We start from the raw sequence: 14,320 nt of genomic DNA, 5'->3' as shown, positions 1-14,320 counted from the left end.
AGTACCAGCAAACACCATTAATATTCATAGCCATTTTATCATTTTTAAGTTTCTTTAGCAATAAATATGATAACAAATAAATAATTGTTTAAACTATCGGTTATATAGTGATTTTGTCTTTATAAAACAAATATTTTTATTGATATTTTATCTTATTTCATACAAATAAAGTCCTGATCCTAATATTGTATAAAAAGAAATCTTATTTCTATATTTTATGTGTTATTATATTGTTTCATCTGGTAATAATATTTAAATTTACATTATATAAGTATTTATAGCTATATTATATCTATTGTCGATAAAATATAAACTTTATCTTACTTTATATATAATATGGAATTTTAAAATTTAATATATAGATAAAAATAAAAATTCCTCTCTTAAAACTTAAAAGAGGAATTTTTATCATCCACAATTAACATGCATAATTATAATACCATGTTTTCAAATATTTTGCAAGCACTTTTTATTTTGAACCGTCAAATCTCTTATAAATCTTTCGCTTTTTATTTTATTTTTTTAAATCTCATTAAATAATATTTTTATTTGATGAGTTTTTAAACAAACATCCGAATATAACGTACAGTTTTTCACATTCATCTTTCAATTGAATATTTTATGTTTTCGTTATTTTTATAACCTAAATATTATATTTACGGCCGTTTTATAAGCTTTTGTTAACATTTTTTAAGAATCTATACACTTATCTATGCATCTACCATTAATACCTCTAGAAAAAATCGTTCGGATTTTATCCCATAACCTCAACAATTTCAATAATAGAATACAAAACTTTCTCTAAATTTTTTTAATTATTTTTTCTACTAAATCATAAAAGAAAAAACGAATGAAGCCACATCGATTCTTTAGAATCAATAACTAAAAACAAAAAAACGAGCACTTTCGCACTCGTTCTTTGATATAAACTACTGATTAAAGTGAGTTTACGTCAACTTTGATACCTACACCTTGAGTAGTTGTGATAGTCAAGTTTGTTACGTAAGTTCCTTTAGCTGTAGCTGGTTTTGCTTTTTGGATTGTTTCGTTGAAAGCTTTGAAGTTTTCAACCAATTTTTCAGCTTCAAATGATACTTTACCGATGATTGCTTGAACGTTACCTGCACGGTCAGCACGGTAAGTGATTTTACCACCTTTAGACTCTTCAACTGCTTTAGCAACATCCATTGTTACAGTACCAGTTTTAGGGTTTGGCATCAAGTTACGTGGTCCAAGGACACGTCCAAGACGTCCAACAAGAGCCATCATGTCAGGTGTAGCGATAACTACGTCGAAGTCCAACCAACCGTCGTTGATTTTAGCAACAAGGTCATCTTCACCAACAAAGTCTGCACCAGCAGCTTTTGCTTCTTCAGCTTTTGCACCACGTGCGAAAACAAGAACGCGTGAAGTTTTACCAGTACCGTTTGGCAATACCATTGCTCCACGGATTTGTTGGTCAGCTTTTTTAACGTCGATGTTCAAGTTGTAAGCAACTTCTACAGTTGCGTCAAATTTTGCAAAGTTAGTTTCTTTTGCAAGTGCTACAGCTTCTTCTACGCTGTATGCTTTTGTGCTGTCGATTTTCTCAAGAGCAGCACGAAGTTGTTTGCTTTTTTTAGCCATTTTCTATTCTCCTTGTAAGTGGTTCAATCGATTTTCATCTCCCACGTCACTTCTCGAAATGATGAAGTCTTGCGGGTTATATTGGGGGTGTTATTGATTAGTCAACAACAGTGAATCCCATAGAACGAGCAGTACCTTCGATCATACGCATTGCAGACTCTACGTTTGCTGCGTTCAAATCTGGCATCTTAGTTTCTGCAATTTCTTGTACTTGTGCACGAGTAACTGTAGCAACTTTAGTTTTGTTAGGTGTACCTGACCCTTTTTCAACACCTGCAGCTTTTTTCAAAAGAACAGCAGCTGGTGGTGTTTTAGTGATGAAAGTAAATGATTTATCTTCGTAAACTGAGATAACAACTGGAATGATCATACCAGCTTGGTCAGCTGTACGAGCGTTGAACTCTTTTGTGAATCCCATGATGTTGATACCAGCTTGACCAAGAGCAGGTCCAACCGGTGGAGCTGGTGTAGCTTTACCAGCAGGGATTTGCAATTTTACAAGTTTTTCGACTTTTTTAGCCATTTTTAAATCCTCCTTTGTGGTTTTGGCGGTAATTAAAGATTTTTACCTCCCACAAGCATGCTTTACACATACTCATCTATTATACACTATTTATCTAGAATTGCAAGAGAAAAGTTTTTTTATACTCAATGAAAATCAAAGAGCAAACTAGGAAGCTAGCCGCAGGCTGTACTTGAGTACGGTAAGGCGACGCTGACGTGGTTTGAATTTGATTTTCGAAGAGTATTAATCGACGTAATCTCCGCCTTCAAATCCATAGTATTCTTCCAAACTGAGACCACTTGCAGCAATTTCTTTTGCTTCTTTTCCGACATAACGAAGATGCCATTCCTCAGCCATATAGCCTGTTTCCTTTTCCTTACCTTTGAGATAACGGACAACAAAGCCATAATCAGCAGCATGGTCCAAGAGCCATTGGGCCGCTTTTTCTTCTGTCACCAAATCACCATTTGTCCCAATCACATCAAAGGCTAAACCTGTCTGGTGTTCGCTATAGCCAGGTCGAGCAGAATAACGGTCAGCTGCTGCCTTCCCATCTTGGTTGACATAATCTTGATAGAGTTTGGTCTGAGTTTCATAACTTCTAAAACCACTGTAATGATCGCTAATCGGGAAACCTGCCTCTTGCATAGCTTTAATGAGTTTGACCAACTCAGCCTTGGCTGTTGGATTTTCCCCTGGATTGTAGTCTTTTGACAATGGGTAGTGTTTATTGGCTACGATGATTTCATCGTATTTCCCTTGGATGCTGTAGTAGTCTCCTTTATTAACCACTTCTGCTTTTTTCTGAGCAGCTCCTTGAGACTTGCTTCCGACTGTTCCATCAGCTTTAGCTGTTTGTTCTGTCTTAGCTGCGCCATCTTCATTTTTTGCTTTTTCTTGTGAACAAGCTGCTAGACTCATGGCTAGCAAAGCTGTCAAGATAAGGTATCTTTTTTTCATTTCTACTCCTTTATTTCTAATAATTTATCTACTTCTAACGATAAACGTTTGACTAATCTTTTAATCTCATCCGGTTTTACTTGGCAGGTTTCTGCTGTCATTTCTTCAAAAGGAACCCACCAGACTGGACCACGTCCATTGAGACCGTGACCATTCATGTCACCTGTTCGTCTAGGAAACAGATGCCAATGAAGATGGGCATCGCCATTTCCTAGCAGTTCGATATTCATTTTCTCAGCAGCAAAGGCCTTAGCAACCGCCTCTTGGACCACACTCATTTCTTCTAGAAAACGGAGTCTTGTCTCCTTTTTCAAATGGTGCAATTCGGTGACATGTTCCTTGGCTAGAAAGAGACTATAGCCTGCAAAATACTGGTGGTCTCCAATCACAAAATAGCCTGTTTCCAACTCTTTGACAAAATAGGGATTTTCTCCCTTCTTGATTATCTCAATTCTCTGGCAAATCAAACACATATTAGTCTACCAATGCGCTCTTAAGATAAGCATCAACCATACGTTCCGTTGCGACCACCGAGTCAATATGAGTACGCTCATAAGAATGACTAGACTCGATACCAGCACCGAGAAGGGCGTGTTTGACTTCTGCCCCTGCAGACATAGCTGCTGAAGCGTCCGAACCATAAAATGGATAGATATCCAGCTTAAATGGAATATCTTGCTCTTTAGCCAAAGCAACCAAATGTTGACGGAAGTCATAGTGATAAGGTCCAGAAGCATCCTTGACACAAATAGACACTGTATATTCGTCTGTTTGCTGGTCATCTCCCATAGCTCCCATATCCACAGCCAGATACTCTACCACCTGAGCAGGGATATTAGAGTTAGCTCCATGTCCCACTTCTTCAAAGACTGAAAAAGCAAAATGAGTTGTTACGGGCAATTCAATCTTCTCTTCCTTATAAAAACGAAGCAGATTAAGCAAAATCGCTGCGCTGACCTTGTCATCCAAATGACGAGACTTGATAAAACCTGTCTCTGTCACGACAGTTCGTGGGTCAAAGCTGATAAAATCACCGACCTCAATACCAAGAGCACGAGTTTCTTTTTCATTTGTTACTTTGGCATCCAAACGCACTTCCATATTGTCTTGCGTGCGTTCTGCAGTTCCTGCATCCTTGTAGACATGGCAAGAGGTCTGGTGGATAAGGATGGTTCCTGATACTTTTTGACCTGTGCTAGCCACATGAACGGTACAGTTTTCTCCTTCAATCATGTTCCAAGGGAAACCACCGATACGGTCCATTTTGAGACGGCCGTCTGGTTTGACAGCACGGACAATGGCACCCAGCGTATCCACATGGGCAGTCACATAGCGGTGCTCCTCATCATTTTGACCTTTGATGGTCACATTGACACCACCCTTGGCTGTGCGGACCGGCTGGTAACCAAAACCTTCTAAAGTCTTGACTAAATAGTCCGAAACCTCACGAGTGAAGCCCGTTGGCGACGCAATGGCTGTCAGTTCTTTAATATATTCTACTGTTTGATTCATTTCTTCACCTCTTTTGCTACCTATTATAACACATTTATCATCGGATAAAAAAAGAAAATCACTCCTGTAGACTTGGCTACAAAAGTGATTTTAATGATTATTCCATTTCAAAAACATCGCTTTCTTGCTTGTTTGGCAGAACCAATGAGAGCAAGATTCCGACAATAGCTGGTACTAACCATGGGAGTGATGCCTTGGCAAAAGGAAGAGCGTTGACAAGGTTTGCAAGAAACTCAACCTTAAACGAGCTTCCTAATACGCTTGCAATGGCAATAGCTGTAACCACAGCAATTGTCAACTGCATACCTGGTTTTGAAAGAGCTACAAATTTGTTGACAATGACAATCATAACGATAGCAATCGTGATTGGGTACAAGATAACCAGTACTGGAATTGAGTACCTGATAATCGCATCAAGACCCAAATTGGCAATGGCAAATCCAATCAAGGTAAAGGCTGTCGCATAAACCTTGTAGCTGATTTGTGGGAAGCGCTCATTAAAGAACTCAGCTGTTGACACAATCAAACCAACTGTTGTTGTGAAGCAGGTTACGGTAACCATAGCTGCAAGGAAGAGTTGAGCTGTTGAGCCAAAGATTTCTTGAGTGGCTTGTGACAAGATGTAAACACCTGGTGTCCCACCCTTCATCGCTTCAGCTGGTACTGGGAAATGATTTCCAAGGAAACCTAAACCGATATAAAGAGCACTGAAGGCAAGGGCAACAACGATACCAACAACCCAAATAGTTGAAATGTATTCTTTCTTACTTGAAAATCCAAGTTGTTTCAAGGTTTGAACTGCGATTACACTGAAGGCAACTGAGGCAAGGGCGTCCAAAGTATTATAACCTTCTAGGAAACCTGTACCAAAAGCAGAAGCTTGATAAGCAGCTGAAGCAGCTTGAGGACTTGTTCCACCGTATTTGAAAGCTCCCAGAACAACCAAGATGACAATCAAAATCGCAAAGACTGGCGTTAAAATACGGCCGATACGGTCTAAAATTTTTGATGGATTGAGCGATATCAAATAGGCTGCTGCAAAATACAGAACTGTAAAGACAATCAAACCAAGACCTTTATTTGCATCCGACAAAAGGGGGCTAATCCCGACTTCATAAGCTGTTGTAGCTGTACGTGGGATAGCAAAGAATGGACCGATTGACAAGTAAAGAACTGAGAGGTAAAGAGTCGCAAACCAAGGCGCTATCTTTGTTGAAATCTCGTAAATATATCCTTTAGGATTTAGCGTTCCAATAATAAGAGTCAAGACGGCGATACCGACACCTGAAAAGACAAAACCTGCGATGGCAGGAAGAAAATGTTCTCCAGATAGAGCACCTAGAGAAGGCGGAAAAATCAAGTTCCCCGCACCAAAAAATATTCCAAACAGGAGTAAACCTGTTAGGGCACCTTTTTTAGCCATGAAAATCTCCTTCATATTTATAAAATACTGACCTAGTATATCATGAATAGGAGTATGAAAAAAGCTTCACGAAGTAAATATTGAATGTTTTCAAGATTCTTAAAAATGAGAATTGTCTAAAAATAAAATTCTCCTACCCAGTTCACGCCAAGTAGGAGAAAATTCTAATGTTTATACTCTTCGAAAATCTCTTCAAACCACGTCAACTTCACCTTGCCGTACTCAAGTACAGTCTACGGCTAGCTTCCTAGTTTGCTCTTTGATTTTCATTGAGTATTAAAGTTCTTCAAAGGCCATCATGCCACCTTGTACATTGATAACCTCATAACCTTGTTCTGATAGGAATTGGCAAGCACGCGCCGATCTCATTCCAGATTTACAAATAACATAATGTAACTGGTCCTTGTCCAACTGATCATAGATATCGGCTAATTGACTCAGAGGAAGATTCTGAGCACCTTCTAAATGAAGAGTTTCAAACTCATCCACTTCTCTCACGTCCACTAGAGAAAGTTGGTCATTTTGGTAAAGCTGGTAAAATGCGTCAAAGGTTATTTCTTTCATTCTTTTTCTCCTAATACTCTTCGAAAATCAAATTCAAACCACGTCAGCGTAGCCTTACCGTAGGTATGGTTACTGACTTCGTCAGTTCTATCCACAACCTCAAAGCTGTACTTTGAGCAGCCTGCGGCTGACTTCCTAGTTTGCTCTTTGATTTTCATTGACTATAAAATGGTTTTAATTCTTTTTTTCAAATCCGGCACCACTTCTGACTCAAACCAAGGATTTTTGGCCATCCAGATTTGATTTCGCGGCGAGGGGTGAACTAGTGGAAAATAGGTTGGCAAGTAGTTCTGGTAATGTTTTACCCGTTCTGTCACCTTGCCACTGACTTTCTCCTGTAAATAGTAGGCTTGGGCATATTGGCCAATCAAGAGGGTCAATTGGATATCTGGTAATTCTTGCAAGAGCTGTGGATGCCATTTTTCAGCAAAGCCAGTTCTCGGTGGTAAATCACCTGACTTGCCATGCCCTGGAAAGTAGAAATCCATAGGCAGAACAGCAAAATATCCTGAATTGTAAAAGGTATCTTCATCCACACCTAGCCAGTCGCGCAAGCGGTCACCACTCTTATCTTTCCAGTAAAGGCCTGCTTCTTGGGTTTTAAGACCAGGCGCTTGACCGATGATATTGATGCGAGCAGTCTTTGGCGCTGCAAAGAGAGGCTCGATGCCACGCTTTGTATAGGTAGCATTCTGCGGATCCGCCATAATGGCTTGCTTGATTCTTTCGATTTGAGACATCTACTTTCCCTCCAAAAAGAAGTCTAAGCATACAATCTCAGACTTCTATCGTTTTATTTGATCAATTCATAAATAGCTTCGGCATAGATTGCTGCAGCTCGGAAGAGATCGTCCAAGGCGATAAATTCATTGGCTTGGTGCATGGTGTCAATTGAGTCTGGGAACATGGCACCGTAGGCAACTCCGCGTTCGAGCAAACGACCAAAGGTTCCACCACCGATAACTTGCTCGTGACCTTTAAGGCCAGTTTGTTTTTCATAGACATTCAACAAGGTTTGCACAAGTGGATCTTCCATTGGCACATAGTGAGGGGTATGCCCGTGCTCAGAAAGGCTAACAGAAGCAACTGACAAGTTTTCAAGGATTGACTTGATTTGCTCTGGGCTTGTTCCTTTTGGATAGCGGATATTAAGGGCAATGGTATTATCAGCACTTGCTTCATCGAAGCGGAAGACACCCGCATTCATAGAAAGGGCACCCATCTTTTCATCCACATGGGCAATCTTGAGATTTTCACCCTCATGGTCGTTCAAGAGAATTTTACCAGCGATGTCAAGGTAGTCTTTAGCTGGTCCTGCAAAGTCAAACTGACTGAGGAAGAGAGCTAGGTAAGTTGCACCATTGACACCTGAAGCAGGCATAGCACCGTGGGCTGATTTACCAATGATCGTCACCTTGTATTGGCCAGCTTCTTCTTGAATTTCTCCTCTGAGTTTGTGTTCTGCAACAAAAGTATCTAGTTTACTTTGCAAGTCAGCTAAGTCACCTGAAACAACTGCTGTTGCTGATTCAGGAACCATGTTTTCACGCAAACCACCTGTGAAGCTGTGAAGACGGGCAACACCTGCATTTTCACCTGCAAAGTGGAGGTATTCCGTGATATTTCCTTTTTCACCATTGATGATAGGGAATTCAGCGTCTGGAGAGAAACCGAAGTCTGGCTTCGCAAGTCCTACGTGCTCGAAGTAGTAGTCCATATCTGCCCAACCTGATTCTTCGTCTGTTCCGACGATGAAACGAACTTTCTTAGAAGTTGGAAGACCCAATTCTTTGATGATTTTCAAACCATAGTAACAAGCTGTTGTAGGACCCTTATCGTCAGAAGCTCCACGCGCATAAAGACGACCGTCTTTGATAGTTGGTGTGTAAGGGTCTGTGTCCCAACCGCTACCAGCAGGCACTACGTCCATGTGGGCAAAGATTCCGAGAACTTCTTCTCCATCACCAAACTCGAAATGTCCTGCGTAGTTGTCAACATTTTTAGTTGGGTAGCCATCGCGGTCTGCAATTTCAAGGAATTTCTCCAAAGCTTTTACCGGCCCAGGTCCAAATGGATGCTCAGCATCAACCTTGCTGTCATCACGTTCAGAGTTGATTTCTAAAAGGCTAAACAAGTCAGCCAAGAGGTCTTCTTTACGTTTTTCTACTTCTGCTGTAAAATCAATTGTTGTCATTTTTTTCTTCTTTCTATCTTTTCTCGATGATTTCATCTACTGGCAAGCGGTAGCTTGGTTCTAATTTTTCGTCTGTGTAACCCACTGTAATCAAGAGTTCTGGGCGGAAGCGGTCTTCGATTTCCAAAACTTCGTTGACTTTTGATTTGTCAAAACCAAGAATCAGATTTGATCCGATTCCTTGGTCTGTAAGAGCCAAAACCAAGTTCATAGCAACCAAACCTGCATTGAGGGCTAGGTAGTCGCTGACTTGTTGCTCACTGTAACGGGCAAATTCAGCAGGCAAATTTTTCATGAAGTATTGTAGTTGTTCTTCTGAGAAATTGTTAGCACCACCAACTCGGGCAATTTTACGGGCACGTTTGGCAAGGTCCGTATCTGTAAACAAGGCAATGGTTACAGGTGCTGATGATACCTGTTCAAAGTTTGAACCGTATGCCAATTTTGCTAGTTCGGCATTTTTCTCCCGAACGACCACAAATTTCCAAGGCTGGCTGTTGTGGGCGCTTGGCGCCAAGGTTGCAATTTCGATAGCCGTACGCACATCTTTTGGATCAACTGGCTTATCAGTGAAATGCTTAGTCGCATGACGTTTTTTATTTAATTCAAGAAATTTCATAATCTATTTCCTTTTCTAATTCTACTGCTTCCATTCTACCATAATTTGAAAGAGGTTGCAGAGATTTTTCGTAGAGACAAACTGGAACAAGGATAAGCAACTGAATGAAGAAAATCATTTAAATCAGGAATCCCCTCATCCAGTTCCAATTAATTTTCAGTTACTTAAAGAAACTAGTCTATCTTATATTCTGACTTTATAGCCTCCAAGAAATTCTTCACATCTTCTACATACCCATGCTTTTCTATTAAGCTTGCTAATAGTTCCAGATTGTGCCCCTGATAGTTGTCTTCTCGTCGTAGCTCTTCATACATTTCGATAAAAGGAAGCCCCTTGAATTTGGCCAACTCCAACTCCGCTTCATAGTCATAAGCAACTTTACGAAATAGGATATTTACCAATTCCCCATCTTCAACTTCTATCACGGCATACTGGGCACGGTGATTTTTTAACGCCTCCCAATTAAAATAGGGCATGCCAATCGACCCTGGATTGATGATTTGTTGCCCTTGACTGCCGTAACGAAGCAACTGCTTGTGGACATGACCATAGACTGCCACGTCCGTTTCCTCATCTAGCAGTTGGTCAAATTTTTCTGTATCATTCCCAACCAACAAGTCACCCCCATAATTTTTGTCAGGTAAATTATGAGAGATAGAAAAGCGCAACCCATCAACCTCTTTCTTTTCCAGCAAAGGCAAGCTTCGTAACCAGACAATCGTTGCAGGATCCATTCGCTCCATCAAAAACTGGGTCATTCGCATTGACTGGATTTCTTGTGGATGTTCCAAACCATATTCACCATCCAAGGCCTCAAGGACACAATCATCCCAATTACCTCGAACACTTGCTGTGATAGGAAGGTCCTTTAGCAGGGCTACCAAATCATTTGCACCTGGACCAGGAAGAAAAATATCTCCCATAAGCCAATATTCACTGGCTCCTTGAGTTTTAGCATCTGCAATCACTGCTTCTAAAGCCGTCGCATTTCCATGAATATCTGATAAAATTGCGATTTTATGTTTCATTGTGGTTTCCTTCCGTTTGGTAATCTACTCTTTCTTCCGCCACTTGAGCTAATTCCACTTCTTCCTGCGGGTTCAATTTTCTTTGCACAGTCTCTGCTACTGCTCTAGGCACTCCAACTTCGACAATCTCATCCACACTGGCTTCCTTGATTTTGGCCAGAGACTTGAAATGCTTCATGAGATTCTGCTTGCGTTTAGGTCCTAGCCCTTCAATTCCATCCAGTTGTGATGAAAAGGAATTTTTGGAGCGCAGTTGGCGGTGGAAAGTAATGGCAAAGCGGTGGACCTCATCTTGAATGCGTTGCAAAAGGAAAAATTCCTGAGAATTGCGAGACAACTCCACCACCTCAAGCGGATCTCCAAAGAGCAATTCATGGGTTTGGTGCTTATCATTCTTTTGCAGACCTGCAATGGGGATATCCAAGCCCAGTTCCTCTTGGATGACTTGCTTGGCGATATTGACTTGACCTTGTCCCCCATCAATCACAATCAAATCTGGAGGAGTCAAACCGTCACGCTGTACTCGACCATAGCGCCTGCGAATGACTTCTCTCATACTGGCATAGTCGTCTGGCCCGACTACGGTTTTGATTTTATACTTACGGTAATCCTTCTTACTTGGTTTGCCATTGACAAAGACTACCATAGCCGAAACAGGGCTGGTACCCATGATATTGGAGTTATCGAAGGACTCGATGCGAACTGGAGTCGGAATTTGGAGCAAACGTCCTAGATTTTCAATAGCTCCTTGTGTCTTTTCGACAGATTTCTCCAGCAGGTTGAATTTCTGCTCTAGGCTGACTCGGGCATTCTTTATAGCCAGATTGACCAGTTGCTTTTTCTCTCCACGCTGGGGTTTGAGAATCTTGGTGTCTACCAAAGCCTTTACAGCTTCTTCGTCAATATCCTGCGGAATCAGCACCTCATTAGGAACTAGGTGAGATTTTTCTTGATAGAATTGTCCCACATAGGTCAAGAAATCCTCATCCGGATCATTATAATAAGGGAAAAGATTGACATCGCGCTCAATAAGCTTACCCTGACGAACAAAGAAAACCTGAACACACATCCAGCCCTTGTCGACATAGTAGCCAAAGACGTCACGGTTTTGGAGATCCTTGGCCATAACCCGTTGCTTGGTCCTAAGAGTCCCAATCGCCTGAATCAGGTCACGGTATTCCGCTGCCCGTTCAAATTCCATACTTTGTGCTGCGGATGCCATCTTACCCTTGAGATCATCGATGATTTTGTCATCCTGCCCTTTTAGGAAATCAGAAACCTCCTGAGCCATAGACTTGAAGTAGGACTCATCCTTCTTACAGATGGTGTGGGCCAAACATTGACCGATATGGTAGTAAAAACAGACCTTAGAGGGTGGATTGGTACACTTGCGAAAAGGGAAAATCCGATCCAGCAGTCGCTTGATTTCATTGGCTGCTCCCACATCTGGATAGGGACCAAAATAGAGACCTCCGTCTTTTTTGACCTGACGGGTGATAATCAAACGAGGATAGCGTTCATTGGTGATTTTGATGAAAGGATAAGACTTATCATCCTTGAGCATGATATTGTACTTGGGCTTGTTTTCCTTAATCAGGTTGATTTCTAAGAGAAGTGCCTCAATATTAGACTCCGTAACGATAAATTCAAAATCCACAATTTCAGACACCAAGGCCTCTGTTTTGGTATCATGACTTCCACGGAAATAAGACCTCACGCGGTTACGCAGATTTTTAGCCTTTCCTACATAGATAATGGTGCCGTTTTTATCCTTGTGAATGTAGCAACCAGGACTGGTTGGCAAGAGCTCTAGTTTTGATTTAATCAAGTTATTCATAGTTCCATTATAGCAAAAAAGTAGGGAAAGATAGTCCCCTACTCATTGGTCTCATATATTTTTCGAAGTCTTGCAACATCCTCTTTCTGGATACCATAAAAGGAACCTGCAGGTTGCATGACAGACTTCTCATCTGTATGGTCCAAGCCAATCGCATGCCCCAACTCATGTTCTGCCGTATGGACAATGCGCTCATAGGAATAGCCATAGTCAGGATTGGACAGATAATAATGATTCAACCGCACCGTTACGGATAAGAATTGCCCTGTCAAGAGATTGGTCTGACTTTCCGCCTCTCCTGCCACAGGAGTACCTCCGTCATTCATCTCCGTAGCCAAGATATCTGCCTTGCTGGCCTCAGTCACGATTTCAAAGTTAAAAGCACCCGTTTGATTCCAATTCTGAATCGCTTCTACATAAGCTTCTTGAAAGCGTGAATCCATCTGGGGATCCAAGTAAATACGAGCAGAAGCCTGTGGCCACCTTCCTTCAGAGTGTTGATGGCTATCTGTCTGCTTCAACTTAGGCAGTTGCCCTGTTTTTTTCCATTGGTCAACACTTTGTTGACCAATCTTTACTGACCGCTCTGCTTGCTTTAGCGCTCCTTGAAAATCTCCGTTAAGATACCAGAGAAATCCAAAAGCAAGAGTGCATAAAAGCAAAACAATCCAAACCAGGCGCCAAAACAAATGCCACACAAAAGAAAAGAAAGCCCCTATCAAACGAAAAAGCCAGCGCATGTCTCTCCACCTTTCTAGAAAATAAAGACTATTTTACTAAAAGAAGCTAAAAGAAAGCTAAAGACCAATTTTCTTATCTTAGCGTCCTAATATTTTTTTGAGTAACTGAATAGCTTTATATTTTAGGGGAGATGGATAATAACGGAAAGTTCCTGCTTTACGTACAATATAACCATTAAAATTTTGTTTAAAACGTAAAACACCATCACTACCATCAAAAATCCCTTGAATCCCTAGAAAGTTGTATTTAGGGATCCCACGTTTTATGCTTTCCAACATAACATATTTCTGAAGCAAAGCTGGTGCATAAAATTTATTAAACTCAGTATAGGAACCACTAAAAAGATAGGTCGTTTCTTGAGGCATATAAATAAATAAACTACCTGCTAAGACAAGATCTTTCTCTCCATATTTTTTAATCAACTCTCGTGCTTCTGCTTTTCGAACTTCAAAGCTTTCATACTGCCTAGCCAACTCTTTGTGTTCTTTTTTCTTTTGTGCAGAATCTGGATATTGTTCTAATAAGAGTAATGAGGTAGCTATTTTTTCAGATAATTCTTTTTGCTTATGTATTAAATTTTGTATATATTCTCCTAAATTTAGAATAGCAATTACAAACTCGGCTTTTTCTCCAAAAGAGTCATAAAAATGCTCATAATATTCTAAACTTTTATCACTATATTCTCGACGTTCAGAGGTTGTTTTTGTTATATCTTTAAAAATTGAAAGTTCTTCACGATTTAATTTTTTCAACTGAATACCAAATGTATCAGCCTTTTTCACCAAAGCTTTCCCCTTTTTACTAAAACTGTTAAGCAAGGTCTTTTCAGTTAGCTCATTCAAATCTTTACAATATAACCAATCCGGTTCTCCACCTGGGTAACCTGTTTTTAAACCATCAAATTGATAACCTAAATCAGTCAAATCTTGAATAATACTTTTTTTCTCAGCATCTATTGGATTACCTTCACCATCAAAAGTTTGATAAGTTTCATAAGGTTTTACAAGCAACTCTAATACACCATTTTGCTTGGCATATTCTTTTAACTCCGCATAAAAAACTGGGAGAGCATCTTGTTGGGTATAAATCGGCCCCGAATTGATCTCCATATGTAGGCCACCCAGCATGGGCAAGCTATAAACCAGAGCTGCAACTTGAATTTCTCCTTCTTGATTCAATGCAAGATAAACAATTCGAGCCCCTCTTTTTTCTAACAAGTCCCCCATCTGGACAGATTGCATAAAAGAACGAGAAGAGACCTGATCAGAATAAGCTTGAAATTCTTCTTTTGTGAGTGTAATTAATGCCATG

14 protein-coding genes are annotated in these 14,320 nt (G+C 40.4%); all 14 read right to left on the bottom strand.

The genetic code is table 11. From position 1 onward, the window contains the following. Window positions 1-936 precede the first annotated feature (936 nt). Window positions 937-1,626: a 50S ribosomal protein L1 gene (rplA, locus tag D8848_RS06965; RefSeq protein ID WP_001085675.1), complete on the bottom strand. Its 690-nt coding sequence runs from the start codon at window positions 1,624-1,626 to the stop codon at window positions 937-939. A 97-nt stretch (window positions 1,627-1,723) separates the two neighbouring features. Next, a complete protein-coding gene (rplK, locus tag D8848_RS06960) occupies window positions 1,724-2,149 on the bottom strand; it encodes a 50S ribosomal protein L11 (RefSeq protein ID WP_001085807.1) in 426 nt (141 codons plus the stop codon). Between the two features lie 225 nt (window positions 2,150-2,374). Continuing rightward, window positions 2,375-3,091: an LD-carboxypeptidase LdcB/DacB gene (gene ldcB / locus D8848_RS06950; protein WP_125443948.1), complete on the bottom strand. Its 717-nt coding sequence runs from the start codon at window positions 3,089-3,091 to the stop codon at window positions 2,375-2,377. Window positions 3,092-3,093: 2 nt separating this feature from the next. Then, window positions 3,094-3,564, bottom strand: a complete 471-nt coding sequence (locus tag D8848_RS06945; protein ID WP_125443950.1) for an HIT family protein — start codon at window positions 3,562-3,564, stop codon at window positions 3,094-3,096. A 1-nt stretch (window position 3,565) separates the two neighbouring features. Then, window positions 3,566-4,603, bottom strand: a complete 1,038-nt coding sequence (locus tag D8848_RS06940; RefSeq protein WP_125443952.1) for a M42 family metallopeptidase — start codon at window positions 4,601-4,603, stop codon at window positions 3,566-3,568. Window positions 4,604-4,700: 97 nt separating this feature from the next. Then, on the bottom strand, window positions 4,701-6,026 hold the full coding sequence (gene brnQ / locus D8848_RS06935; RefSeq protein ID WP_185756865.1) for a branched-chain amino acid transport system II carrier protein: 1,326 nt from the start codon (window positions 6,024-6,026) through the stop codon (window positions 4,701-4,703). 276 nt (window positions 6,027-6,302) lie between these two features. Continuing rightward, window positions 6,303-6,590 (bottom strand): rhodanese-like domain-containing protein, encoded by a 288-nt coding sequence (locus D8848_RS06930; RefSeq protein ID WP_070529013.1) that lies wholly within the window; start codon window positions 6,588-6,590, stop codon window positions 6,303-6,305. A 161-nt stretch (window positions 6,591-6,751) separates the two neighbouring features. Beyond that, window positions 6,752-7,330 (bottom strand): uracil-DNA glycosylase family protein, encoded by a 579-nt coding sequence (locus D8848_RS06925; RefSeq protein WP_049546969.1) that lies wholly within the window; start codon window positions 7,328-7,330, stop codon window positions 6,752-6,754. A 53-nt stretch (window positions 7,331-7,383) separates the two neighbouring features. Further along, window positions 7,384-8,784: a dipeptidase PepV gene (gene pepV, locus D8848_RS06920; RefSeq protein ID WP_045612124.1), complete on the bottom strand. Its 1,401-nt coding sequence runs from the start codon at window positions 8,782-8,784 to the stop codon at window positions 7,384-7,386. A gap of 13 nt (window positions 8,785-8,797) precedes the next feature. Further along, window positions 8,798-9,403: a nitroreductase family protein gene (locus tag D8848_RS06915; RefSeq protein ID WP_045612125.1), complete on the bottom strand. Its 606-nt coding sequence runs from the start codon at window positions 9,401-9,403 to the stop codon at window positions 8,798-8,800. A 173-nt stretch (window positions 9,404-9,576) separates the two neighbouring features. Then, complete coding sequence (locus D8848_RS06910; protein WP_045612127.1) at window positions 9,577-10,431, bottom strand: metallophosphoesterase family protein; 855 nt, start codon at window positions 10,429-10,431, stop codon at window positions 9,577-9,579. Next, window positions 10,421-12,268, bottom strand: coding sequence for an excinuclease ABC subunit UvrC (uvrC, locus tag D8848_RS06905; protein WP_125443955.1), 1,848 nt, complete (start codon window positions 12,266-12,268; stop codon window positions 10,421-10,423). Before uvrC ends, D8848_RS06910 begins: the two co-directional genes overlap by 11 nt. A gap of 38 nt (window positions 12,269-12,306) precedes the next feature. Continuing rightward, window positions 12,307-13,008, bottom strand: coding sequence for a M57 family metalloprotease (locus D8848_RS06900; protein WP_125443957.1), 702 nt, complete (start codon window positions 13,006-13,008; stop codon window positions 12,307-12,309). A 78-nt stretch (window positions 13,009-13,086) separates the two neighbouring features. Then, the gene (locus D8848_RS06895; RefSeq protein WP_125443958.1) at window positions 13,087-14,319 is read right to left on the bottom strand and encodes an aminoacyltransferase; all 1,233 of its coding nucleotides are present in this window, start codon (window positions 14,317-14,319) and stop codon (window positions 13,087-13,089) included. Window position 14,320 lies beyond the last annotated feature (1 nt).

The organism is Streptococcus mitis (genome assembly GCF_003942775.1).
Taxonomy (GTDB): Bacteria; Bacillota; Bacilli; order Lactobacillales; family Streptococcaceae; genus Streptococcus; species Streptococcus mitis_CN.
Note: the sequence above shows the minus strand (reverse complement) of the source record. Positions and strands in the feature narration are given on the sequence as shown.